Source organism: Bacillus sp. UNC125MFCrub1.1, assembly GCF_000701305.1.
GTDB classification, from domain to species: domain Bacteria; phylum Bacillota; class Bacilli; order Bacillales; family Bacillaceae; genus Bacillus; species Bacillus altitudinis.
The window spans coordinates 781,046-803,726 of record NZ_KL370769.1; the positions used below are offsets into that span (position 1 = coordinate 781,046).

Consider the following 22,681-nt stretch of genomic DNA (forward strand, 5'->3'; position numbering starts at 1 on the left):
AAGCATGATACACCTTTACAAACATACGTTCTATCGTGTATACTATACATACGAGCTGGTAGCCCCCAGCCGTCCTAGCAAGTTCTATTCCTATTGGTATGAGAAGAGTGACATGACTCTTCTCTTTTTTTATATGCCATCATAATCTACTCCATAAAAAAAGACATGTCATCCGCATATCTTTTTTTATTTATTAGCGATTATCAATCGTTTCTGGATACATATCGTGATTCATCATACGATACGATGCCATCTCTTCATACTTTGTCCCAGGTTTTCCGTAGTTCGTATACGGATCAATTGAAATACCGCCTCTTGGTGTAAATTTGCCCCATACTTCGATATATCTTGGGTCCATTAATTCAATGAGGTCGTTCATGATAATATTCATACAATCCTCATGGAAGTCACCGTGGTTACGGAAGCTGAACAAATATAATTTTAATGATTTACTTTCGACCATGATTTCATTTGGGATGTAGCTGATATACACGGTCGCAAAATCTGGCTGCCCTGTTTGCGGGCAAAGTGATGTGAATTCTGGGCAGTTGAATTTCACAAAATAATCTCTATTCGTATGTTTATTCGGGAACGTTTCAAGCACTTGTGGTGCATAGTCAAACAAGTAATTGGTCCCCTGGTTTCCTAGTAAAGTGACACCTTCTAATTCTTCTGGTTTTCTTGTCGTCATTTTGTCTCTCTTCCTTTCTATACGCCTCGTTTATTTCCCCACAATAGCGTGTGCAGTTGTGGTAAGACTCTCACACGATTCAAATCAGGGTCTTGCGCTACTTGATCTACAAGCATTTCGTATTTCTTTAATAAGTGCGTCAATAGGTACGCATCATCAGCTGTTGTTGTATCATCATTTCCCACCTGCAAATAAAAAGGAAGTTCTGGGTATTTCGCATGGACATCCTTTGCATAGGCTAGATCAAAATCATCAAAGATGACGACCTTCAGGCTTGCATGATGTAATCTGTTTCCATTTTTCAATTCATCTATGATACGCGTTAGTTTCGTAAAATCTGTTTTCATATTTGAACTTGGTGGTTTTGGAGAAATGGTTAAATCATCTATCTTCAAAAACCAATCTTGATACATCGTTCCCTGCGTTTCAAGCGCCGTATCAATTCCTTCTTCATGCAATAAATCAATAAGTGATTCCATTTGTTTCAAAAGCGCAGGATTCCCACCTGAAATGGTGACATGAGAAAATGCCTTTCCACCTATTCTCTTCAGCTCTTTTACAATGTCCTCTGCCTGAAGCCACTGAATATCATGCTTAGCTGATCCATCCCATGTAAAAGATGAATCACACCAGCTGCAAGAGTAGTCACAGCCAGCCGTTCTGACAAACATGGTTTTTTGGCCAATGACCATTCCTTCTCCTTGAATGGTTGGACCAAAGATTTCTAAGACAGGAATCGCTTTAGTCATTGAGCTCAACTCGTTTCGGACGGTAAATGCAGTAGCTTGTTGGTGTCTCTCTGACAAAAACTTGAACACATGTCGGCTTGTTCGCTAAAGTCGATAAATACGCTGCGACTTTGTCATGTACGGTCTTTGCGACAACCTCAGTGGTTGGCATCGCGTATCGATCGTTTGATGAGAATTCCTCATGATCATTGAGCAGCGTGTGATCGTACTGCCCATGAATAAGCTTCTTCAATGTACTGAAATTGACAAGGAAACCCGATTCATCTAGCTCGTCTCCCGCAATCGTGATATTGATGGTATACGTATGACCATGTACACGGCTGCAGGCGCCAGCATCTTCTCTTGGGATAAAGTGTGCTGCCGATACATGCATATCTTTATTCAATTCAAACGAAAATGGGTGATCCGTTTGTGGATAAATTTGAGAAAGCATTTAGTTTGCCTCCTTCATTTTCATATACGTGTCATAGCCATTTTTCCGAAGCTTACATGCAGGACATTCCCCGCAGCCATCAGAAATGATGCCATTATAGCAAGTGAGCGTTTCATTTTTCACAAAATCTAGCGCATTCAGTTCATCAGCCAGCTTCCACGTTTCAGCTTTATTCAGCCACATGAGCGGCGTATGGATGACAAATGGTTTTTCCATTGCCAAATTCACCGTGACGTTACAAGATTTCACAAACTCATCTCGACAATCTGGGTAGCCGCTAAAGTCTGTCTCGCACACACCCGTGATAATATGACGTGCTCCAATTTGATACGCAAGAATGGATGCAAAGGATAAGAAAACTAAGTTTCTCCCCGGAACAAATGTGGAAGGCAGTTCTCCTTCTTTTTCTTCAATATCAATGTCATCTCTTGTTAAGGCATTGGGTGCAAGCTGATTTAAAAGAGACATATCTAATAGATGATTTTTCACACCTAGTTTGTCAGCAATTCTTTTGGCGACATCAATTTCTTCTTGATGACGCTGATTATAATGAAAGGTTACCGTTTCAACCTCTTTAAATTGTTGAAGTGCCCATAGTAAACATGTCGTACTGTCCTGTCCCCCGCTAAAGACAACGACCGCTTTTTCATTTTTCATTTTTCCTTTTCCTCCTTTTGCAGACCCGTACCTCCGTACAAAGCTGCATCTGAAAGGTTCATGAAAACCCCTATTTTTCTCAAAAGAAAAGACACCTTTACATGTGTATGAGGTGTCCCAGCCATAAAAAATAAAAAATGCCACATCCAAGGATACGGCAAGTCCTTAGTTTTTTATAGAGGGTTTTGCTAGAACCTCTCCCGTTTTCACGGATTTTTGTTCAATTTTCACAGAGGATAGTGTACCACATAATTGGTGTACAAGCTATCCCTTCTTTACTTATCACCTGATGCAGGCACTTTTTTCAGAAAAAGGAAGAGGATAAAAAAGATACTGACATAGCCAAAAACAGGGTAAACCGTTGAAATGAGTGTGCCGTATCCAATTTTACTGATCACATAACAGCAAAGAAGAATAAAGGATATCGTATACGTACAGTTCAATCGGATATACGCCCTCACTTGTCTTTCGAGACCGTATAAATTCCCTATAACGGATGTAAAGACTTCACCGAAGATCACGAATAAATAGATGAGATGAATGGAGTTTGCGACTTGATACACCACTTGAGCCATCGGGATATCATACGCCTCCAGCATTTCTAATGAAGAAAGGGATAAAAAGCAGGCGAGCAGAATGAGTGTCAGCATCAGACCTCCAAGCACCGCTCCCTTTTTTATAACGGCTTCGGATGTCATTTCGTTTGCGACCGGCACTAATACGGCTTGAGACAGCGCTAAATTAAATGCACCATATGAAATCGCAGACAACATCCATTCGCCCTCTCCCATTTGCAGCCCCAGAACGTGGCTTTCACCGCTACTAAACACAAATGAGTCTAGAAACACAATCAGCGAAAAGAAAATCAGCATTGGAACGACAAGTACATTGACACCAAATAACCCTTTTGACCCTTTAAAAAGGACAATGACACTTAAAATAATCGTTAAAAAAATACCATATTCTTTTGAGATGCCAAGTTGTTCTTCAAAAATAGCGCCTGCTCCAGAAATCATCACTGACGTAACACCTAGTAATATAAAAAACATGACGATGTTAATATATCGACTCGCAGCAGCTCCAAATAAAAACCGATTCATATCTTGATAAGACTCCGCTTCAATTCGTTTGGAAATCAGCATCATTTTTGCGCCAAGGCCGGTAAAAATAACACCGCTAATCAAAATCCCGATCAATCCAATCCAGCCAAAACGAACAAAAAATTCTACGATTTCTTTTCCTGTCGCAAACCCAGCTCCAACCACTGTTCCTACATATACAAAGGCAAGCTGAAAAGCGGATTCATTTGAACGTTTCATATGACCCCTCCGCACCCATCACTTTCGATTGTCTCTTTTTTATCCTATGAGACAAGTTCCTTGAAAAGAAGGACAAACCATGATTAAATGCAAAAAAGGATTTTTCATTCAGCTATGAGCAAAACAGTTGAAAGTCAAAATAGGTCAGAGTATACTATAGTCAAAGATGGTCAAACAACAGACCATTTTATTTAACATTCATTGGTCAAATAAAGTCAAACTTTATTTTAAGGAGGTCATGGCTCATGCGTTGTCAACATTGTCAAGTAAATGAAGCAACGATTCGCCTGAATATGCAAGTAAATTCGTCCCGTAGCCAAATGGTTTTATGTGAAGACTGCTATACCTCTTTGATGGAACAGTCAAAAATGAAAATGGGTCCTAACCTTTTCGGAGGCGGTTCATTCTTCTCTGAGCAAGCAGGACATGCGACGAGCCAAGAGCGGCCTAAACAAAAAGGCTTACTCGATGAGCTTGGCCGGAACTTAACGGATGGCGCACATGCTGGTTTAATCGATCCTGTCATTGGCCGTGATGAAGAAGTCACAAGAGTCATTGAGATTTTAAATAGAAGAAATAAAAACAATCCTGTCCTCATTGGTGAACCTGGTGTTGGTAAAACGGCCATAGCCGAAGGACTAGCACTAAAAATTGCAAATGGAGATGTACCAAATAAATTAAAGAACAAACAAGTTTATTTATTAGATGTCTCTTCACTTGTGGCAAACACAGGTGTACGTGGTCAATTTGAGGAACGGATGAAGCAATTAATCAAAGAATTGCAAAGCCGTAAAAATATCATCTTATTCGTTGATGAAATTCATCTTCTTGTAGGCGCAGGCTCTGCCGAAGGGTCAATGGATGCCGGAAACATTTTGAAACCAGCTCTAGCTCGAGGGGAACTGCAGCTAGTAGGTGCGACAACATTAAAAGAGTATCGTCAAATTGAAAAAGATGCTGCCCTTGAACGCAGGTTCCAGCCCGTCATGGTTGATGAGCCAACACAGGATGAAGCATTCGAGATATTAAAAGGCATTCAAGATAAGTATGAAGCCTATCATGGCGTCACCTATTCTGACGAAGCCATTAAAGCGTGTGTTCAATTATCTTCGCGGTATATTCAAGACCGCCACTTGCCGGATAAAGCCATTGATTTAATGGATGAAGCAGGTTCAAAAGCGAATCTCTCCATTGATGCAGCAAGTGAAGATGAATTAACAAACTGTCTTGCGCAAATCGCCGCTGAAAAACAAGCTGCTTTAAATGAAGAACGATATGAAAAAGCAGCGAAGCTTCGAGACGAAGAAGAAGCGATTGAAGCGAGATTGCAAAACAAAACAAATGTCAAAGAACATGTCGTCACAGCTGAGGACATTCAGTCGATTGTAGAACAAAAAACAGGTATCCCTGTCGGCAAACTGCAAGCAGACGAACAAACAAAAATGAAAGAAATTGATGTCCGCTTAAAAGCCCGCGTCATTGGTCAGGAACATGCGGTTGAAAAAGTGGCGAAAGCCGTAAAAAGAAGCAGAGCCGGCTTAAAATCAAAACATAGACCAACTGGCTCCTTCCTTTTCGTTGGGCCAACAGGCGTCGGGAAAACCGAATTGTCTAAAACATTAGCGGAAGAATTATTTGGCTCAAAAGAAGCGATCATTCGTTTAGATATGAGTGAGTACATGGAGAAACATTCCGTGTCCAAAATCATCGGTTCTCCTCCTGGTTACGTTGGACATGATGAAGCCGGACAGCTCACGGAAAAGGTTCGCAGAAAACCATACAGCATCATTTTGCTCGATGAAATCGAAAAAGCGCACCCTGATGTCCAGCATATGTTCCTTCAAATCATGGAAGATGGCCGTCTAACAGACAGTCAAGGCAGAACCGTCAGCTTTAAAGACACAGTTATCATTATGACAAGTAACGCTGGCAGCACAGATAAAAAAGCAGTCAAAGTCGGATTCCAGTCTGAACAAGAAGAAGCCATCGAAGAACAATCATTGATTGATTCACTGAGCGCTTATTTCAAACCGGAATTCTTGAACCGTTTTGACAGCATCATTCAGTTTGATTCATTAGATAAAGACGATTTAGTCAAAATTGTGGATCTTCTGCTCAAAGATTTGTCAGAGCAGTTAAAAGAACAAAATCTAACTGTTCACGTCACAAACGAAGCGAAAGAAAAAATCGCTGAACTTGGTTACCATCCAGCATTTGGGGCTCGTCCGTTACGAAGAACGATTCAAGAGCATGTTGAAGATCAAATGACGGACATCTTGCTTGAAGAAGAAAAACTTACTGGATTTACAGTCGATGTTGAACATGACGAAATTGTTGTGAAAAAGAGCTAAGTACATCCTAAGGAGGATCTTCAGCTCCATCATGTGGCAGTGTCTAAATTCCATCTGAGCGCCGACGCTCCCCCGCCTCTTTTCCTTTACGATAAAAGAAAAAGAGGTGGATCACATGGATCACATGATCAATTGGAACTACGATTTGATCAAAATCATACATGAAGAAAAATTAAAAGAATTGCTCTTAGATGAAACAGCTCAAAAAAGATGAAGTTTCCAGATTGTTGACAAAGAGCTAAAATGAACTTGATTTTAGCCCTTTGTTTTCTTTTCAGCGTGATAGAAAACCTTTGCAGCCCTAGGAAGGACGAGTACTGGCGCGGAGCGAATGTAACATTCGTGAGCACCAGCACGCAAGACTGACAAAGAATGCGAGGGTTTGCCTACACGCTGAAAACTCCCTTTTATATGAGGGAGTTTTCTTTTTTTACGGCTTCCAGAAAGCGCTTTTGTCAAAATTTCTTCACATAAACTGTCTTAATTTTATATTCTGACTAAAACCCTTCTAGAAGACACCGATATTAACTATAGAAAAAGATAGTTAAAGGATTTGGTGAGATAATGGACAAAACATCGTTAATTGGTATTATTTTAGCATTTATTGCACTGAGTGTCGGTATGGTTTTGAAAGGTGTGAGTCTAACCGCTCTTATCAACCCGGCGGCTATATTGATCATTGTGGTTGGGACAATTTCAGCTGTTGTCATTGCCTTCCCATCTAGTGAAATTAAGAAAACACCAAAATTATTCGGCAAAATTTTCAAAGATAGCAAGCTTCCAACGATACAAGAAATGATTCCTCTATTTTCAAACTGGGCACAAATTGCTCGTCGTGAAGGTCTTTTGGCATTAGAGGCAAATCTTGAGGAAGTCGATGACGATTTTCTAAAGAACGGCTTAAGCATGGCAGTTGACGGTCAAAGTGCTGAATTTATTCGCGACGTCTTAACAGAAGAAGTCGATGCCATGTCGGAGAGACATCAGTCAGGCGCATTAATCTTTACACAAGCTGGTACATACGCTCCGACTCTAGGGGTACTTGGTGCCGTTGTCGGACTTATTGCCGCACTTGCAAACATGGGAGACATTGAAGCACTTGGACATGCGATTAGTGCTGCCTTCGTCGCCACACTGCTAGGGATTTTTACAGGGTATGTGTTGTGGCATCCATTTGCCAACAAGCTGAAGCGTAAATCAAAGGAAGAAGTAAAGCTGCGTCTCATTATGATTGAAGGGATTCTTTCTGTCCTTGAAGGCCAGTCTCCAAAGGTCATTGAGCAAAAACTTCTGATGTACTTACCAGCAAAAGAACGTGCAAATCTTGTCATTGAAGAAGGAGAAAAACAGAATGGCTAGGAAACGTAAAAAACATGATCATGAAGACCATGTAGATGAGTCTTGGCTGATCCCTTACGCCGATCTTCTTACGCTTCTTCTCGCCCTCTTCATTGTGCTGTTTGCATCTAGCTCCATTGATGCGGCAAAATATGAACAGATGGCTAAATCGTTTAATGTTGTCTTTACTGGCGGCACTGGCGTAATGGACCAATCGAGCATGCAGAGCACCGAAGAAACAGAAAACAGTAATCAAACCAAAAAATCAGCAGAAGATGAAGAAGAAGAAGCAAAAGCGAAAGCTCGTGACCAAGCGGTTTTAACAAAGGTTAAAAAGCAAGTAGATTCATTCATTGCGGATAAAAAACTTGGTTCGAAGCTTGAAACAAAGCTGACGGATGAAGGTCTGCTTATTACAATTGAAGACAGCATCTTCTTTGATTCTGGGCGAGCGGTGATCCGCTCGCAGGATGTTCCGTTAGCCAAAGAAATATCAAAACTGCTCGTCATTAACCCTGCTCGTGATATCGTCATTAGCGGACATACAGATAACGTTCCGATTCGGAATTCTGAATTTGAATCCAACTGGTATTTAAGCGCCATTCGTGCGGTCAACTTTTTAAATATTCTCCTTGAAAACAGCAACCTAGACCAAGAGAACTTTAGCACAAAAGGTTACGGTGAATTTAAACCGATTGCCTCTAACGATACCGCAGAAGGCAGAAGTAAAAACAGACGCGTCGAAGTTCTTATTTTGCCAATTGAGAAAAAAGCAAAATAAATAGGAAGCCAGCAGCTTCCTTTCAGATCATGACAAAGGGCTAAAATGATGTTTATTTTAGTCCTTTGTTTTTCTTATGAGCGCGATTGAAAGCGCTTGTCGTTTATCGGTGCGCAGGACTGACACCATATGCGAGGATTAGTCTACATACTAAAAAGGAAGCCAGCGGCTTCCTTTTTTATGTGTTTATTCTTTATGATCATATAAATGCTTGGCACGCAGCCCTACATGTTTGAGCATATCGATGCAGGCATCCTTTTCCTCTTCACTAAGCACACTGATCATCTCGTGAATCTCTTTTGCATGATCTGGGAAGATGTCATCAAGCAAAGCTCTTCCCTGCTCCGTAATATGTGCAAATGTCACCCTGCGGTCTTCTGCACAAGCTTTCCGGCTAAGGAGTTCTTTTTTCTCCAATTTATCAACCACATACGTGATACTTCCGCTTGCGAGTAAGATCTTATCACCTATTTGCTGAAGCGGCTGATCACCTTTATGATAAAGCAATTCTAATACAGCAAATTCAGTTGGATTCAGACCGTGCTTCACAATATGTTTGTTCATGTGGTGGTTAATGGAGCGATAGGCACGTGATAGTACAATAAATAATTTCAAAGATTTCTCAACATTATGATTTTCCATTTTTTATCATCCTTTATGAAATGCAACCCACTAATGTGACATTAATAAACAATAAGTAAAATGTCAACATGTTGAACCATTTTTAGCATGAAAAAGAGACCAGAACGAATCACCTAATTTTTTAAAAATCTCACAAGTCATCGTAATAAAGATAGGTTCAATGCTATAATAAGTCTATTAGGTAATACGTTGGAGCGATGAATCATGAGTATACTGAAAGGGTTTTGGAAGAAGATCAAGCTTTACCTTATTTTGGTCGTGATTCCAACCCTCATCATTAGTTATTTTATCTACGAAAAAGAAACTGAGAAAATTGATGTAAAAAACAAACAAACCGCTACACTTATGTTAAATATTCACAAAAACCAAATGAATTATTTAATCAGTGAAACAGAAGCAAGATTAACTTCCCTTGCCATGGGATTTGACCAGCCGCTTGAAACGAAAAGAGTACAAAACATCCTAGAGAAAATCTATAAACAAGAACCTCGTTTTTCAGGCCTGTATCTCCTAGACCAAAAAGGAAATGTCACAGCCAGCACCACACCATTAAAGGAAAAAATCAACCTGTCATTTAGAGATTACTTTAAACGTATTCAAGTCACAAAACAGACCGTCATCACAGATAACTATGTAAGCCGCATTACTAAGCAGCGGATTCTCTCCATTTGTGTCCCTGTTTTGAATGAAAACGAAGAAGTCACGAATGTGCTAGTCGCTGCGATTCAAATTGATTATTTAAGAAATATTATGAATGTATTAAACCCAGAGCTTCATTTTAAGATGCTGAATCAAAATGGAGACGTTGTGTTTACAAGTGGTCCACAGCCAGCATCTGAAAGTGATAGTACCGTGTCTACATATTTAGATGAAAACAGCTGGAAGCTGGAGGTTTTTCCGCAGCGTGCGACAACAAGTGAAGTCCTGTCTGTGATGCTGTTTCCTTTATCCAGTGCATTTATTCTCTTAAATATCTTATTCACACTCGTCCAATATATCATTTTAAGACGACAAACCCAGCAGGAACGCCACCAAAATGAAGCACAAAAGCTTGAACTCATTGGAACACTTGCGGCAAGTACAGCGCATGAAATTCGCAATCCATTAACAGGCATTAGCGGGTTTATTCAACTTTTGCAAAAGAAGTATCGTTCAGAAGAGGATCAGCTTTATTTTTCTGTCATCGAGGAAGAAATTAAACGGATTAACCAAATCGTCAGTGAGTTTCTTGTGCTAGGAAAACCAACGGCTGAAAAGTGGCAAAATAATTCTGTGAAAGAAATTGTGAGCGAGATCATGCCAATTGTATTTTCTGAGGCGAACCTTTATAATGTCGAGGTTGATTTGCAAATTAATACCATTCAAGATGTTGGCGTGTATTGCACGAAGGATCACATTAAACAAGTGGTATTGAATGTAGCGAAAAACTCGTTAGAAGCGATGCCAAATGGCGGTCATTTGAAGATTGTCATTGAGGCTGAAAAAGAACAGGTCATCATAAAAGTGAAAGATACAGGTGAAGGTATACCAGAAGAGATGCTGAAACATATCTTCCTCCCTTTTATTACGTCGAAGGAAAAAGGAACAGGTCTTGGGCTTGTTGTGTGTAAACGGATCATTTCGATGTATGGGGGGACAATCGATATTGAGAGCGAAGTGAATAAAGGAACAACCGTGATCATCATGCTCCCTTCTGCACACTAATAGCTGAAACATTCAGCCGGTTTTGCTAATGGCAAGACCGGTTTTTTTGATGTCAATAAGAAGGACGATTGACAGAAAGGAGACTCATTTGTGATACAAGATCATGAAAGGAAGCAACAGATTGTTGTTCATGAAAAAGAAGATACTGATACTCATTCATCAGGTTGTCCAGTTCTTGACTATATTTAATTGTCGTCTCACCTGTATAGCCTTCTACTTGAGCAGCTTCTACCATTTGTCTTCTCTTTTCATCAATTGACATTAATAGCTGTTCTTTCCGTACATAAATATTCATGATCTCAGCTCCCGCTATGAATTCGTCTGTCTACGCTCTAAATGATCCGACACCAAAATTATACTTTATTTGTAAATTAAATTAAATATGCTTATTTTATTTAATTTTTTACAGCCTAAAGACCTTTTACCCAATGAATTCTGGGGGTAAACTTCAAAATTGGACAGGACTGACACATTGATTAAACAGAATTTTATCCTATGCAGAAGACCAAAATCAACTATTTTCTCTCTCATTTTATGTCTATTTTCCTAAAAAAAAGCTGATCTTCCGCCTCATGCGAAATGATCAGCTCCCACTATTAAACCGTTTCTTCTTCGTAAATTGGCACCCAGCCCTCAGTTGTGACAAATATGCGAACGGCGACGACTTGACGATCTTCTTGAAGTGTAAAGTAGTGACGAATATTCGGAGGCACAGAAATTAAATCACCTGGATTCAGTCTCACATCAAAAAAGACGCCGTCTTTGCCTTGAATGGCAAAGATTCCATGACCGCTCACGATAAATCTGACTTCATCATCCGTATGATGATGCTCACGTTTAAAGTTTTGAAGCAGTTCATCCAGGTTAGGAGTCGCATCTGATAATGAAATCACATCCTGCGCTTTGTATCCTCTTCGCTCGGAAATACTCTTTATTTCCTCTTGAAACACAGTTAAAATTTCTTCCTTTTCATCATCTGTTAAATCGTACTTTTCTGATAACTGTTTTGGTAGTTTTTCAATATCCCAATGTTCATAAATGACCCCTTGCTGTTCTAAATACGCCTGGACCTCTTGTTCGTTCTCAAGTAACGTGTTCTCTTCATTATGAATGTAAATGGTCGCCATGTGTGTTTCCTCCTTTTTATTTAACAAGCTGCTTTTGATAAAGCGCTACTTTCAAATGATAGGTAAATAAAAATTCATAAGCCTCTAAGACTCGTTTGGCTTCAAATGCGGTTTTCCCCCAAACGGTGATGCCATGATTACGAATGAGTACAGCACCAGCATCGTCCGTCAGGTGCACTGCAAATTGCTCTGCAAGGTGCGGAATATGAGCTGGGTTTTCAATAATAGGAACAGTAACTTCTGCATCCTCTTCCCAATAACCAAGCGCTTTGATGATTTCGTTGCCTTTAAAACGAATTTCTCCTTTATCGCCATACAGCTCAGAAATGACATTGTTATCGATCGTGTGGACGTGAAGACAACATCCTGCTTTCGTCCGCTCATAAACGTATGTGTGAAGCAGTGTTTCAGCTGATGGCCTGAGCGGCTGATTCGGATGAACCGGCTGACCTGCTGCATCAACAAGAACAAAATCTTCGTCGGTTTCTTTTCTTTTATCTTTGCCGCTTGCCGTCACCAAAAACGTGATGGGATCATCCGACACTTTTATCGATAAATTGCCGCTCGTTCCGTAAAACCAGTCTCTTTGTGCCAATTCACGTTTGACGTCTGCTAGTTCCTTCCAGCGTTTACTCTTCTCGTCTGCCATTCCTTCACTTCCTTTATTTGATCAAATTGCGCTTTTAGATCAACAAATGTTTCATACTCTTTATGTACGAGCCCTAGCTCTTTACATTCGTTCAGTAAATAATCACGCGCAAACGTGAGATCCGCATGTTTCGCTGCCTCAATATCAGTCACTGAATCACCAATCATGATAATAAAATCATCTTCCTGCGTCAGCTCTCGAATAATGGAAGGCTTGCAGCAGCCACAGCCATTTTGGCATTCTGAATCACAGGCATGCGGCCATTCAATTTGAATATGGTCTTCTTTAAATGATGCATGGTTACAATAAATATTCTCTTGTTCGACAATCCCTTCAAGGATAGGATAGACAAAAAAGTCCATACCGCCGCTGAGTACATAGAAAGGAATGTCTGCTTTTTTGACATCATCGACAAACTGTTCAAATCCTTCACGAATCTCTGTATCCTCTAAAATAAATGACCGAATGGCTTCTTTCTGATCACTCGTCAGTAACAGAAACATCTGCCCGACGCCTTCTTGGATCGTGATCTCTTTTGCTAGAACACCATCCTTCCATTTCGTCCATTCTTTCGGAGCAAACTGCTTCATGATGCGAATGATATTATCATTTTTCGTAATCGTGCCATCAAAATCACAACATACAATTGGTTTTTTCATTTATTCTGCTACCCTTCCCCAAAGATCAAGTGCTGCTTGTAAGTCTTGACAAGTTGATGCTTTTTCTTCGATAGACTCTTTTTTGACAACCGCATCAATGATCGAACGAAAGGCTTTCCCTCCTCCAATTGCTCCCCGCGGATGTCCGTGAATTCCCCCGCCTGCATTAATGACATGATCAAGTCCAAAATCTTTGACTAAGATCGGCACCATTCCCGGGTGAATGCCTGCTGAAGGGACAGGAAATGTTTGTTGAACTGTATCCTCTTTCACACATGCTTCGAAAATGCCAATGGCATCTTTTTTCGGAAGGGCGACTGATCCATAAGGAGAGGGAAAAAGACTTAAATCAGCACCAGCATATCGATTTAATTTGCCTAAAAGAAGAGAATGCGAGAATCCATAGTCTGGAGATGATGTCATTGCACCGCTCACTGCCGGATGTGCCATGATCGGCAATGGGATCTCTGGATCTTCAGCCAAGCTTTGCATGACATCAAGTCCATAGGCAAAAACGTTGAATAAAAGCGCATCAGCCCCGAGTTCGGCTGCCTTTCTTGCTCGATCTTTCAAATCAAAAGTTCTACCAGTTAAATTAACAGCATAAAGCGTGCGATGTCCTGTCTCTTCATATGTTTCTTTTAATATCTTTTTTCCTTCCTTGATTCGATCTTCAAAAGGGGCTAATGGGCTTTCAAATAAAATCTCATCATCTTTGATGAAGTCTACTCCACCTAAAGCCTGTAAGCGGAGCTGTTCTTTTAAATCCTCCATATCACGACCGATCACGCCTTTAAATATACTCATCAATAGCGGCCGATCAAACACGCCTACTTTCTTTCGTATCCCCTCAATGCCAAATACCGGTCCTGGCAGACAGCTTTTAAACCTTTCCGAAAATTCGATATCGACGAGCTTTACTTTCCCATCCAGTGAAAGCTTTCCAAAAATCGTCGTCAACACCGCTGGTATATCAGCTGAAAAGTTCGCCTCAGGATAAGCAATGGTCACCTCTGATTGATACAGACCACCAATTGAGGGAGACTGTTCTTTTACGCTCACCACACGGCCTTTATGTTTTTTCAGCTGCTCCTTTTTGAGCTGCGGCAAGTCCGTCCATGACCCGACCGTTAACCCAAGTGCGATCTGCTCTGCTTTTCGGTCTATTTGTTCATCCTCTCGATGTGTTAGTACGTATGTTGCCAGTAGTTCACTCACTAGGAATCCCCTTTCGATTGCGTCCTGTATGTGGTCAATAAAAAAACCTCTTTAAGTGCTTGATCAGCGCGTTAAAGAGGTTTCGTCTCATTCATCCGAATCTTATCTCTCAGCGCTTGCTGCAAGAATTAGCACCGTGCTTCATGGAAGTCGGTTGCCGGGCTTCATTGGGCTAGTCCCTCTGCCTACTCTTGATAAGAATATTCAATTTTCTTAAATATTGCCTGAATTATCGCACCATTTTTTTACGTTGTCAATGGCTTTTTTTCAAATAACTGCAAGGCAGCGATACGATCAGCGGCTTCCTTTAGCCGCTCCTCACTTGTTAAAAGTCCGACTCTGACGTAGCCTTCACCGTGAGCACCAAAGCCATTCCCGGGTGCAACAACAACATGTGCTTTTTCTAATAATACATCAGAAAAAGTTTCAGATGTATACCCTTCAGGCACCTTTAACCAAGCAAAAAACGAGCCCTTTGGCGCACTGACGTCCCAGCCAATCTCTTTGCATGCAGCAATCCAAGTGTTTCGTCTTTTTTCGTACCGATCATTTTGTACTTGTACGCACGTTTGATCGCTTAAAAGTGCTTCTGCTGCTGCATCTTGAGTTGCTTTAAACAGTGACACAAACAGGTGATCCTGATAAAGCTCAATGGCTTCGATAACAGAGGCATTCCCTGCTGCAAAACCGACTCTCCATCCAGCCATATTATACGTTTTGGACAAAGTATATATTTCAATACCTGTCTCTTTTGCTCCGTCTATTTGCAGGAAACTGAGGGGCTTTTCGCCGTCAAATCCTATGCCGCCATATGCAAAATCATGGACTACACACATATTATTTTCACTCGCAAACGCAACAGTATCTTCAAAAAATGTCCGGGTTGCAGTCGCACCAGTCGGATTATTTGGGTAATTTAAGTACATCAATTTTGCTTGATTCTTATCCTCTTCTGACAGTTGGTGGTAGTCAGGCAAAAAATCATTTTGTTCAAGAAGAGGCATTGTGACCATATGAGCTCCGGCAAGCACAGCGCCTGACCAGTAATCAGGATATCCTGGGTCTGGAACAAGCAGCGTATCACCTGGATTCAGTAAACATTGCGGCAATTCGACTAGTCCCGCTTTTCCTCCAAATAAGATAGCAATCTCTGTCTTTGGGTCAAGCGTGACGCCATATTCTCTTTCATAAAAAGCAGCTGCGGCCTTTTTTAGTTTCGCTGTCCCGCGGAATGAGGAGTATTGATGATTTTCAGGTTTTGCTACCGCTTCCTGCATCGCTTTCACAATATGTGGAGGAGTGGGCTGATCAGGATTTCCTTGACCTAAATTAATCACATCTGCCCCTTCCTGCATTTTTTTCTGCACTTTTTGAACAAGCGACGCAAAAAATTGTTTCGGTAAATGTTTCAATACATCTGATTGCTGGAATTTCATTTTTTCACCTTCTATTCAAGTTACGTGACAATACAATCACTGTAATGGATTGTTTTATGAATTGTAAAGCAATTTTGAAAAAAGATTGACATGTGAACTGCAGCTCTGATAATATCTAGAATTAAGAAATGCAAGCAGACATGAAACAATTACATATTGATTTCTCTTATCGAGAGTTGGGCGAGGGATTTGGCCTTTTGACCCCAACAGCAACCGACCGTTAATACCACTGTGAAGTGGGGCGCAGCAAGAACAGCGCCAAGACAATTCATTGTCTTATAGGGCACGGTGCTAATTCCATCAGACGTATGTGCTGAGAGATAAGAGAGGCTTCGAGCATACACGCCATCAAGCCTCTTTCTCTCAGGAGAAAGAGGCTTTTTTATATGATTTGGAGGGGAAGCAATTGGTTACACTTACGGCATCATATGAAGAATTAACAGAGAGTTCGGCAGTTGCATTAGCCATTAGACTTGGATTGATTCAAGAGAGCAGTCATTTGACCTGCACTGAAATTGGCGACGGAAATTTAAATTACGTCTTTCATATTTATGATCACAAACAAGCAAAAGGACTGATTATCAAGCAGGCTCTTCCTTATGCAAAGGTCGTTGGAGAAAGCTGGCCGCTGACATTAGACCGCGCAAGAATTGAAAGTGCAGCACTCATCAAGCAATCAGAGTATGCACCACATCTCGTACCAGCCGTCTATTATTCGGATACAGCTCTTGCAGTGACGGCAATGGAGGATCTATCACACCTTGAAATCGTCAGAAAAGGGCTAATTGCCGGAAAACATTATCCGTATTTATCAGATCATGTCGGAGAATTTTTAGGCAAAACACTATTTTACACGTCTGACTTTGCCACAAATCCTAAAATCAAAAAACAATTCGTGAAGCAGTTTACAAACCCTGATCTTTGTGACATTACAGAGAAACTCGTCTTCACAGATCCTTTCTTTGACAGCGAAACGAATGACTTCGAAGAGGAATTAAGAGAAGAGGCAAAAGCACTATGGGCTGATCTTGAACTGCAAGCAAAAGCAGCCGAATTGAAACGGATCTTCTTAACCTCTGCTGAAACACTGGTACATGGAGATCTTCATACAGGCAGTATTTTTGCAAACGAAACGGAAACGAAAATCATTGATCCAGAGTTCGCTTTTTACGGTCCTTTCGGATTCGATATCGGTCACTTTATTGCCAATCTGTTCATCAATGCTTTATCTCATGAGAATGAGCAGGATCAGCAGCACCTTTTTGATCATGTCGTCAATGTGTGGGCAACATTCAAAGAAGTGTTCACAAAAGCATGGAAAGAAGACAGTATTGAAGCGTTTAGTGTATCGGACAGCTTTTTAGAAACAACCTTTGACCGTATTTTAAAAGAAGCCACCGGCTTTGCTGGCTGTGAGCTTGTTCGCCGAACCATCGGTCTTGCGCATGCGGCTGATCTCGATGCGATTCCATCACATTCTAGAAGGCTTCAGCAGAAAAAAGCAGCACTTACACTAGGAAAAACATTGATCAAACAATATCATGCAGTGGAAACAGCGTCTGACCTCGTCGCATTATTCCAGCAAACTGTAAAGGAGTGACGAGTTTTGTCTAAAGAATTTGAAGTTCCCCGTTCCGTCGAATGGGAAGAAAACCGTATCAACATTTTGAATCAGCAAAAATTACCCGCTGAAACCGTGTTTGAGCATTTATATACAAAAGAAGATGTGTATGATGCCATTGTGACGCTAAAAGTGCGCGGAGCACCTGCTATTGGCATTACAGCGGCTTTTGGGCTTGCACTCAGTGCACAAGAGATTGATACAGAAGACATTGATCTCTTTAAGCGAGAAGTCGCTCGCCTGAAAGATTATTTAAACAGTGCTCGTCCAACCGCTGTGAACCTTGCCTGGGCATTAGACCGGCTTTATCAGCGCATTGAGCGTGCTGCTTCGGTGAATGCAGCCAAAACTGATCTTGTCCATGAAGCCATTCAAATTCAAATCGAAGATGAAGAAACATGCCGGCAAATCGGTCAAAATGCTCTTCAGCTCTTTAAATCTGGTGATCGAATTATGACCATTTGCAACGCAGGCTCCATTGCCACAAGCCGGTACGGAACAGCGCTTGCACCCTTTTATTTAGCGAAAAAGAAAAACCTCGATCTTCACATTTACGCATGTGAAACACGTCCTGTCCTTCAAGGCGCTCGTCTGACGACATGGGAATTGATGCAGGGCGGCGTAGATGTGACGCTTATCACGGATAATATGGCAGCCCATACGATGAAAGAAAAACAAATTTCTGCCGTTATTGTTGGTGCAGATCGAATCGCTAGAAACGGTGATACAGCAAATAAAATTGGAACGTTAAGTCTGGCTATTTTGGCTAAACACTTTCAAATTCCATTTTTTGTGGCAGCGCCTCTTTCGACCTTTGATGTGTCAACTCAGGATGGGTCAGATATTCCGATTGAAGAACGCGACCCGCAGGAAGTAAAGGAATTAAACGGCATCCAAATAGCGCCTCCTGACGTGCAGGTATTTAACCCTGCCTTTGATGTCACTCCTCACCATCTCATTTCCGGGATCATTACAGAAAAAGGCATTATCACTTCCAACTATACAGAAGAGATTGATGCACTATTTACTGAAAGCGTGTCACTTTAATCAAACAAAAGCGCGGGGTTCTTATCATTTAAGAGCACCGCGCTTTTTTGTTTCGTTCGTTTTTGCTAATATTTCTTTTTTCTGTTCTTCTGTCAACACGTTCATTTTGACACATAGTGATGTGACGGCGTACATTTTATCTTTTTTGCCCCATAACATGTTAGCAGCCTCCTTTTTCCCTAGACCAACTTTTTTAGCTTAATAAAAGGATATGTCGCTCACTAAACATTTGGAACAGGTCAATTCATTTATTTTTGAACAAATGGGATGCCTTCTAATTCTAACAGGATCGCTTTCATCCCTGTCTTCGTCCCTGCATAGCCAGTCAGAGTCCTGTCTTTTCCAATGACCCGGTGACACGGGATAAAAATTGGCAATGCATTGCGTCTATTAGCTTGTCCAATGGCTCTGACAGCCTTTGGATTACCGATCGCTTCTGCAATATCAGCATAGCTTTTTGATTCACCATACGGAATAGTAGAAAGTGCCTCCCACACTTGCTCTTGAAACGGAGAGCCTGCTTGCTTGAGCGGGAGATCGAACACTTTCCGATCGCCCTTAAAATATTCATCCAGCTGTTTTTTCGCTTCTTTTAATACAGGCGTGTCTTCTTGTTTAAAATGGTCTCTCTGTTCTTTGACCAAAAACGATTCATCATCAAACTTCACTTCAATGATGGCACCATCTTTCTCTAGTATGTATAATGCCCCGATTGGTGCGGTATAGACTGTATAATACACATTAAAGCTCCCCTTCTTGTTTCTGCTGCCGGAGTGGAAGCGTGAGATGGAACACTGTTCCGACCCCTTCTTCACTCTCTACTTCAATGGTTCCTTGATGCTCTTCAATAATTTTATAACTAACCATTAACCCAAGTCCAGTGCCTCTTTCTTTTGTTGTATAAAATGGTTCTCCGAGACGCTTTAGTTTATCCTCTGTCATGCCGCAGCCTTCATCACGAAGAGAAATCACAATGTGCTCCTCCCCCTTCCTTTGAATGCTCACGTAAACATTTCCTTTCTGAGGCATTACTTCAATCGCATTTTTTAAAATGTTAATAAAGACTTGCTTTAACTGATTTTGTTCACAGTAGATGAGCGGAATATCATCCAGCACATTTAAGTGCATTTGCACATTGCCAAGATTGGCTTGTGCGTGAAGAAGGTCCATCGTGTCTTTGACAATTTGCACGACATTTTTTTCTTCATAGATGATGGCCTGTGGTTTCGCTAAAATCAAAAATTCTGTAATGATGGATTCGATTCTTTTCAGCTCTGATGTGATGACATTAAAATAGAGCGAATACTCCCCTTCAATGTTTCCTTTGAGCAGCTGAATGAAGCCTTTTAAAGCCGTCATTGGATTTCTAATTTCATGGGCAATTCCAGCAGCAAGCTCTCCGACAACATGAAGCGTATCCGATTTTCTTACCCGCTCTTCTAATTCCTTGCGTTCAGTCACATCTCTAAAGATGGCCAAATTCATGTTATGAATAATATTTCGTTTAAAAGAAAACTCCAAAATACGTTGATCTGGATGGTTCAGCACAAATGGAACTTCATTGTCCATCTCGTCTAATGACATCGCCTGAGCTGGCTGCGCCAAATTTTCAATTTGATATGGCGCAAGGATATGAAAAAGGTTCATTTCCGTTAAGTGATCATCTTTGAGGCCAAGCAGTTCACTTGCGGAAGGATTCACATCAATAATCCGGTATTGATTATCGAAAAGAACAATGCCATCCATAGAGCCATTAAATACTTTACGGAATTTGAGCTCACTTTCTCGCAGCTCCTCTTCCATTCGCTTTCTGTCACTGACATTCCGTAAAATGGTTAAGTGCTGCCCTTCTAATACCGCATGCTTAGAGGTGAACTCAAGCTCTTTGAATTGGCCATTCGCCATTCTAAAGAGGAGTTCTTCTCTGATTTCAAGATTCCTGATATACCGTCTTCTTGTCGGCCGGTATCTGCGATCAGATTTGACTAGAAAATCCATGAGTTTCTTGCCAATCAGCTGCTGCATCGGTAATTCGAAAATTCGGCAGGCGGATTCATTTGCCCTGACAATCTCTCCATCATCCGCCCAAATGATGATGGCATCCATCGCATTTTCGAATATTTCTCTAAAACGTTCTTCACTTTTTAGCAGCTTTTCTTCCATTAATCTTTTTTCTGTAATATCACGCATGATGGACATGTAAAAACCACTCATCACATTGGATGTGATGGTCAGTTCGAATAATTTGTTCTGCCCAGATTGAAGGGTAACAGGAAGTTCTCCCTTTGCTTTCCCTGTTTCTTTCAATGAAGTTAAGAGCTGCTGGAGCGCTGGAAGATTTTCTTCTTCAACAAATTCATTTAAGTAGCGGTCTGTTAAATCTGTTTTTTGAAGTTCAAAGCTCTGGCAAAAAGAGTGATTGGCGTCAATCATACAACCATCCTGATCAAATATGACCATACCGTCAATCGCTCGATCAAATAAATCTTTAAACAGCTGCTCATTCATCGAACGTTCTCGCTCTAATATTTTCTTTGAAGAAATATCACGCATGACGACAATATATTGTTGATTCACCACGTCGTGCTCTGCTACAAATTCAATATATTTTGTCTCTCCATTTTCTAGTTGAATAGAGATCTCTCTTTTTAAAGTTCCTTTTCGAAAAAAAATCTCAAGTGAGCAGTCAATTTTGTTTTTCGGGATGCCGTATAGGAAATCTAGAACGGATTTATTGAGGAGGTCTTCTTTCGGTGTTTGGACAAGCCTGCATGTCGCTTCATTGGCTTGGATAATGTTGAGGTGCTGATCAAATATAAAAATGGCATCTAACGTCTTATTTAACAGCATTTTGTGCTGAATCAATTCATTTCGCAAATATTCGTTTTCTTTTTCTAATTTTCTGATATTTTTCGCACCATCGAGCGTTTCAGTCATTCTCTTACACTCCTTTTCCAGCCTCATTCCTCTACAATATTTCTACAAGATTTTCATTGTTCCTTCATTCGACTCATAAAAAAAGAGAACTTTTTACACGAGGCTTGCTTCATTTGTTTCATTTGGATGACACGATTGTATAACGATTCTCTTTTCTTACGCTTCTTTTACAACCGCTCTACAATTTCACATCAAATAGCGAAATGAGCCAATTTGTATTTTAAAATGGGGCAAATGAGGGAACAGTGCACTTAGAACGTTTATGTTCGAAATGAAGCAGGAAAGGTGATGTTATGACGTCCACGAGAGACAGTTATTTTGATAATGCAAAATTTCTTCTGATTTTTCTAGTTGTTTTTGGTCATTTGTTACGGTCATTCATACATGATAATGACTGGATACTCTACTTATATAAATTTATTTATACATTCCATATGCCCGCTTTTATATTGGTGTCTGGCTTCTTTGCCAAAGGTTTTAGAAAACCAGGTTTTATGAAAAAAGTCGCAGTTAAGCTGATCATCCCATATTTGATTTTTCAGGTCATCTATTCTGTGTATTATTATTTCTTACAGGATCAAAGCATCTCTAACTTAAATCCGATTGATCCGCAATGGTCTTTATGGTTTTTAATCAGTTTATTCTTTTGGAACTTACTACTTATTCCTTTTTCAAAACTGCCATTCCACTGGGCAATGATCGTCAGTTTATCGATGGCGTTACTTGTCGGTTACGTGGACAGCATTAGCGATACACTCAGCCTATCTCGTACATTTGTCTTTTTGCCGATGTTTTTAGCTGGCTTTTATTTAAAAAAGCAGCACTTTGAATTTATCCGAACAAGCAAAGGGAAACTGACTGCACTCCTTGTACTAATGGCCGTGTTCATGTTTTGCTATTTTTATGAATTCGATTATTCCTTTTTATTTGGGTCACAGTCTTACGCTTCTCTTGGAGATGAAGGACTCATTGCAGCTATGAAACGAATGGTATGGTATTTACTTGCATTTGCTGCTACCTTTAGTTTCTTTGCATTAGTCCCAACACGCCGGTTCTTCTTTACCAAATGGGGCACAAGAACGCTATATGTCTATTTACTTCATGGCTTTGTGATTAAGCTTTTAAGAACGACTTGGTTTGATGATTGGGCTCTAAATACGGCAAGTGTATTGATTCTATTGCTACTTACGGTCCTCTTAACCTTTACCCTATCTAGTACATTTGTTAAAACTGTTGCACAACCAGTCATCGAGCTCAAAATGACCAGTCTGATGCGAACCATTACTGGCAGACAAAACAGTTATATTAAATAGGAAAAACGA

Annotated in this window: 22 protein-coding genes and 2 riboswitches; of the genes, 7 read left to right on the top strand and 15 right to left on the bottom strand. The window is 40.6% G+C overall.

Features of this window, described 5'->3' with window-relative positions:
- Positions 1-193: 193 nt before the first annotated feature.
- From queF to N521_RS16735, 5 genes are all read right to left on the bottom strand, one after another.
- On the bottom strand, positions 194-691 hold the full coding sequence (gene queF / locus N521_RS16715; RefSeq protein ID WP_003211403.1) for a preQ(1) synthase: 498 nt from the start codon (positions 689-691) through the stop codon (positions 194-196).
- A gap of 17 nt (positions 692-708) precedes the next feature.
- Complete coding sequence (queE, locus tag N521_RS16720) at positions 709-1,440, bottom strand: 7-carboxy-7-deazaguanine synthase QueE (protein WP_035392248.1); 732 nt, start codon at positions 1,438-1,440, stop codon at positions 709-711.
- Entirely contained in the window at positions 1,433-1,873 is a 441-nt protein-coding gene (gene queD, locus N521_RS16725; RefSeq protein WP_035392251.1) for a 6-carboxytetrahydropterin synthase QueD, read from the bottom strand. Before queD ends, queE begins: the two co-directional genes overlap by 8 nt.
- The gene (queC, locus tag N521_RS16730) at positions 1,874-2,530 is read right to left on the bottom strand and encodes a 7-cyano-7-deazaguanine synthase QueC (RefSeq protein ID WP_025207244.1); all 657 of its coding nucleotides are present in this window, start codon (positions 2,528-2,530) and stop codon (positions 1,874-1,876) included.
- Positions 2,531-2,689: 159 nt separating this feature from the next.
- A riboswitch (PreQ1 riboswitch) is annotated at positions 2,690-2,734 on the bottom strand.
- 71 nt (positions 2,735-2,805) lie between these two features.
- The gene (locus N521_RS16735) at positions 2,806-3,849 is read right to left on the bottom strand and encodes a YkvI family membrane protein (RefSeq protein ID WP_035392253.1); all 1,044 of its coding nucleotides are present in this window, start codon (positions 3,847-3,849) and stop codon (positions 2,806-2,808) included.
- 245 nt (positions 3,850-4,094) lie between these two features.
- Here N521_RS16735 and N521_RS16740 point away from each other — a divergent pair, with 245 nt between their 5' ends.
- The 3 genes from N521_RS16740 (at position 4,095) to motB (ending at position 8,319) form a co-directional block, all read left to right on the top strand.
- Positions 4,095-6,200 carry an ATP-dependent Clp protease ATP-binding subunit gene (locus N521_RS16740; RefSeq protein WP_035392255.1) on the top strand — a complete coding sequence of 702 codons (2,106 nt, stop codon included), beginning with the start codon at positions 4,095-4,097 and terminating at the stop codon, positions 6,198-6,200.
- Between the two features lie 564 nt (positions 6,201-6,764).
- Positions 6,765-7,559, top strand: a complete 795-nt coding sequence (gene motA / locus N521_RS16745; protein ID WP_008346088.1) for a flagellar motor stator protein MotA — start codon at positions 6,765-6,767, stop codon at positions 7,557-7,559.
- Positions 7,552-8,319 (top strand): flagellar motor protein MotB, encoded by a 768-nt coding sequence (gene motB / locus N521_RS16750; protein WP_024719648.1) that lies wholly within the window; start codon positions 7,552-7,554, stop codon positions 8,317-8,319. The genes motA and motB overlap by 8 nt, the downstream gene beginning before the upstream one ends.
- A 186-nt stretch (positions 8,320-8,505) precedes the next feature.
- Here motB and N521_RS16755 read toward each other — a convergent pair whose 3' ends face one another.
- Positions 8,506-8,961 carry a MarR family transcriptional regulator MhqR gene (locus tag N521_RS16755; RefSeq protein ID WP_003211701.1) on the bottom strand — a complete coding sequence of 152 codons (456 nt, stop codon included), beginning with the start codon at positions 8,959-8,961 and terminating at the stop codon, positions 8,506-8,508.
- Positions 8,962-9,165: 204 nt separating this feature from the next.
- Here N521_RS16755 and N521_RS16760 point away from each other — a divergent pair, with 204 nt between their 5' ends.
- Entirely contained in the window at positions 9,166-10,665 is a 1,500-nt protein-coding gene (locus N521_RS16760) for an ATP-binding protein (RefSeq protein WP_035392257.1), read from the top strand.
- 52 nt (positions 10,666-10,717) lie between these two features.
- Here the strand turns inward: N521_RS16760 and N521_RS16765 are convergent, their stop codons facing one another.
- From N521_RS16765 to N521_RS16790, 6 genes are all read right to left on the bottom strand, one after another.
- The gene (locus N521_RS16765) at positions 10,718-10,960 is read right to left on the bottom strand and encodes an aspartyl-phosphate phosphatase Spo0E family protein (protein ID WP_008346101.1); all 243 of its coding nucleotides are present in this window, start codon (positions 10,958-10,960) and stop codon (positions 10,718-10,720) included.
- Positions 10,961-11,261: 301 nt separating this feature from the next.
- Positions 11,262-11,792, bottom strand: coding sequence for a 1,2-dihydroxy-3-keto-5-methylthiopentene dioxygenase (locus tag N521_RS16770; protein ID WP_024719646.1), 531 nt, complete (start codon positions 11,790-11,792; stop codon positions 11,262-11,264).
- Between the two features lie 16 nt (positions 11,793-11,808).
- Positions 11,809-12,441 carry a methylthioribulose 1-phosphate dehydratase gene (locus N521_RS16775; RefSeq protein ID WP_025207241.1) on the bottom strand — a complete coding sequence of 211 codons (633 nt, stop codon included), beginning with the start codon at positions 12,439-12,441 and terminating at the stop codon, positions 11,809-11,811.
- Positions 12,405-13,100, bottom strand: coding sequence for a 2-hydroxy-3-keto-5-methylthiopentenyl-1-phosphate phosphatase (locus tag N521_RS16780; RefSeq protein ID WP_035392258.1), 696 nt, complete (start codon positions 13,098-13,100; stop codon positions 12,405-12,407). The genes N521_RS16775 and N521_RS16780 overlap by 37 nt, the downstream gene beginning before the upstream one ends.
- Entirely contained in the window at positions 13,101-14,318 is a 1,218-nt protein-coding gene (mtnW, locus tag N521_RS16785; protein WP_035392259.1) for a 2,3-diketo-5-methylthiopentyl-1-phosphate enolase, read from the bottom strand. It abuts the gene before it with no gap.
- Between the two features lie 99 nt (positions 14,319-14,417).
- A riboswitch (SAM riboswitch) is annotated at positions 14,418-14,519 on the bottom strand.
- Positions 14,520-14,563: 44 nt separating this feature from the next.
- Complete coding sequence (locus N521_RS16790; protein ID WP_035392261.1) at positions 14,564-15,754, bottom strand: pyridoxal phosphate-dependent aminotransferase; 1,191 nt, start codon at positions 15,752-15,754, stop codon at positions 14,564-14,566.
- 406 nt (positions 15,755-16,160) lie between these two features.
- Between N521_RS16790 and mtnK the strand changes: the two genes are divergently transcribed.
- Both mtnK and mtnA read left to right on the top strand, forming a co-directional pair.
- The gene (gene mtnK, locus N521_RS16795; protein WP_035392265.1) at positions 16,161-17,354 is read left to right on the top strand and encodes an S-methyl-5-thioribose kinase; all 1,194 of its coding nucleotides are present in this window, start codon (positions 16,161-16,163) and stop codon (positions 17,352-17,354) included.
- A gap of 6 nt (positions 17,355-17,360) precedes the next feature.
- Positions 17,361-18,422: an S-methyl-5-thioribose-1-phosphate isomerase gene (gene mtnA / locus N521_RS16800; protein WP_035392268.1), complete on the top strand. Its 1,062-nt coding sequence runs from the start codon at positions 17,361-17,363 to the stop codon at positions 18,420-18,422.
- 24 nt (positions 18,423-18,446) lie between these two features.
- Here the strand turns inward: mtnA and N521_RS19925 are convergent, their stop codons facing one another.
- The 3 genes from N521_RS19925 to N521_RS16810 form a co-directional block, all read right to left on the bottom strand.
- Complete coding sequence (locus tag N521_RS19925) at positions 18,447-18,581, bottom strand: hypothetical protein (protein ID WP_017359454.1); 135 nt, start codon at positions 18,579-18,581, stop codon at positions 18,447-18,449.
- A gap of 89 nt (positions 18,582-18,670) precedes the next feature.
- Entirely contained in the window at positions 18,671-19,162 is a 492-nt protein-coding gene (locus N521_RS16805; RefSeq protein ID WP_017359455.1) for a methylated-DNA--[protein]-cysteine S-methyltransferase, read from the bottom strand.
- Between the two features lies 1 nt (position 19,163).
- Positions 19,164-21,359, bottom strand: coding sequence for a PAS domain-containing sensor histidine kinase (locus N521_RS16810; protein WP_035392271.1), 2,196 nt, complete (start codon positions 21,357-21,359; stop codon positions 19,164-19,166).
- A gap of 293 nt (positions 21,360-21,652) precedes the next feature.
- On the opposite strand from N521_RS16810, the gene N521_RS16815 reads away from it, so the two are divergent.
- Positions 21,653-22,672 (top strand): acyltransferase family protein, encoded by a 1,020-nt coding sequence (locus N521_RS16815; RefSeq protein WP_017367116.1) that lies wholly within the window; start codon positions 21,653-21,655, stop codon positions 22,670-22,672.
- The last annotated feature ends 9 nt before the right edge of the window (positions 22,673-22,681 follow it).

What these genes read in the sequence shown, in the direction of transcription:
- queF (WP_003211403.1), bottom strand. Translation starts at nt 691, where the DNA reads ATGACGACAAGAAAACCAGAAGAATTAGAAGGTGTCACTTTACTAGGA.
- queE (WP_035392248.1), bottom strand. Translation starts at nt 1,440, where the DNA reads ATGACTAAAGCGATTCCTGTCTTAGAAATCTTTGGTCCAACCATTCAA.
- queD (WP_035392251.1), bottom strand. Translation starts at nt 1,873, where the DNA reads ATGCTTTCTCAAATTTATCCACAAACGGATCACCCATTTTCGTTTGAA.
- queC (WP_025207244.1), bottom strand. Translation starts at nt 2,530, where the DNA reads ATGAAAAATGAAAAAGCGGTCGTTGTCTTTAGCGGGGGACAGGACAGT.
- N521_RS16735 (WP_035392253.1), bottom strand. Translation starts at nt 3,849, where the DNA reads ATGAAACGTTCAAATGAATCCGCTTTTCAGCTTGCCTTTGTATATGTA.
- N521_RS16740 (WP_035392255.1), top strand. Translation starts at nt 4,095, where the DNA reads ATGCGTTGTCAACATTGTCAAGTAAATGAAGCAACGATTCGCCTGAAT.
- motA (WP_008346088.1), top strand. Translation starts at nt 6,765, where the DNA reads ATGGACAAAACATCGTTAATTGGTATTATTTTAGCATTTATTGCACTG.
- motB (WP_024719648.1), top strand. Translation starts at nt 7,552, where the DNA reads ATGGCTAGGAAACGTAAAAAACATGATCATGAAGACCATGTAGATGAG.
- N521_RS16755 (WP_003211701.1), bottom strand. Translation starts at nt 8,961, where the DNA reads ATGGAAAATCATAATGTTGAGAAATCTTTGAAATTATTTATTGTACTA.
- N521_RS16760 (WP_035392257.1), top strand. Translation starts at nt 9,166, where the DNA reads ATGAGTATACTGAAAGGGTTTTGGAAGAAGATCAAGCTTTACCTTATT.
- N521_RS16765 (WP_008346101.1), bottom strand. Translation starts at nt 10,960, where the DNA reads ATGAATATTTATGTACGGAAAGAACAGCTATTAATGTCAATTGATGAA.
- N521_RS16770 (WP_024719646.1), bottom strand. Translation starts at nt 11,792, where the DNA reads ATGGCGACCATTTACATTCATAATGAAGAGAACACGTTACTTGAGAAC.
- N521_RS16775 (WP_025207241.1), bottom strand. Translation starts at nt 12,441, where the DNA reads ATGGCAGACGAGAAGAGTAAACGCTGGAAGGAACTAGCAGACGTCAAA.
- N521_RS16780 (WP_035392258.1), bottom strand. Translation starts at nt 13,100, where the DNA reads ATGAAAAAACCAATTGTATGTTGTGATTTTGATGGCACGATTACGAAA.
- N521_RS16790 (WP_035392261.1), bottom strand. Translation starts at nt 15,754, where the DNA reads ATGAAATTCCAGCAATCAGATGTATTGAAACATTTACCGAAACAATTT.
- N521_RS19925 (WP_017359454.1), bottom strand. Translation starts at nt 18,581, where the DNA reads ATGTTATGGGGCAAAAAAGATAAAATGTACGCCGTCACATCACTATGT.
- N521_RS16810 (WP_035392271.1), bottom strand. Translation starts at nt 21,359, where the DNA reads ATGACTGAAACGCTCGATGGTGCGAAAAATATCAGAAAATTAGAAAAA.
- N521_RS16815 (WP_017367116.1), top strand. Translation starts at nt 21,653, where the DNA reads ATGACGTCCACGAGAGACAGTTATTTTGATAATGCAAAATTTCTTCTG.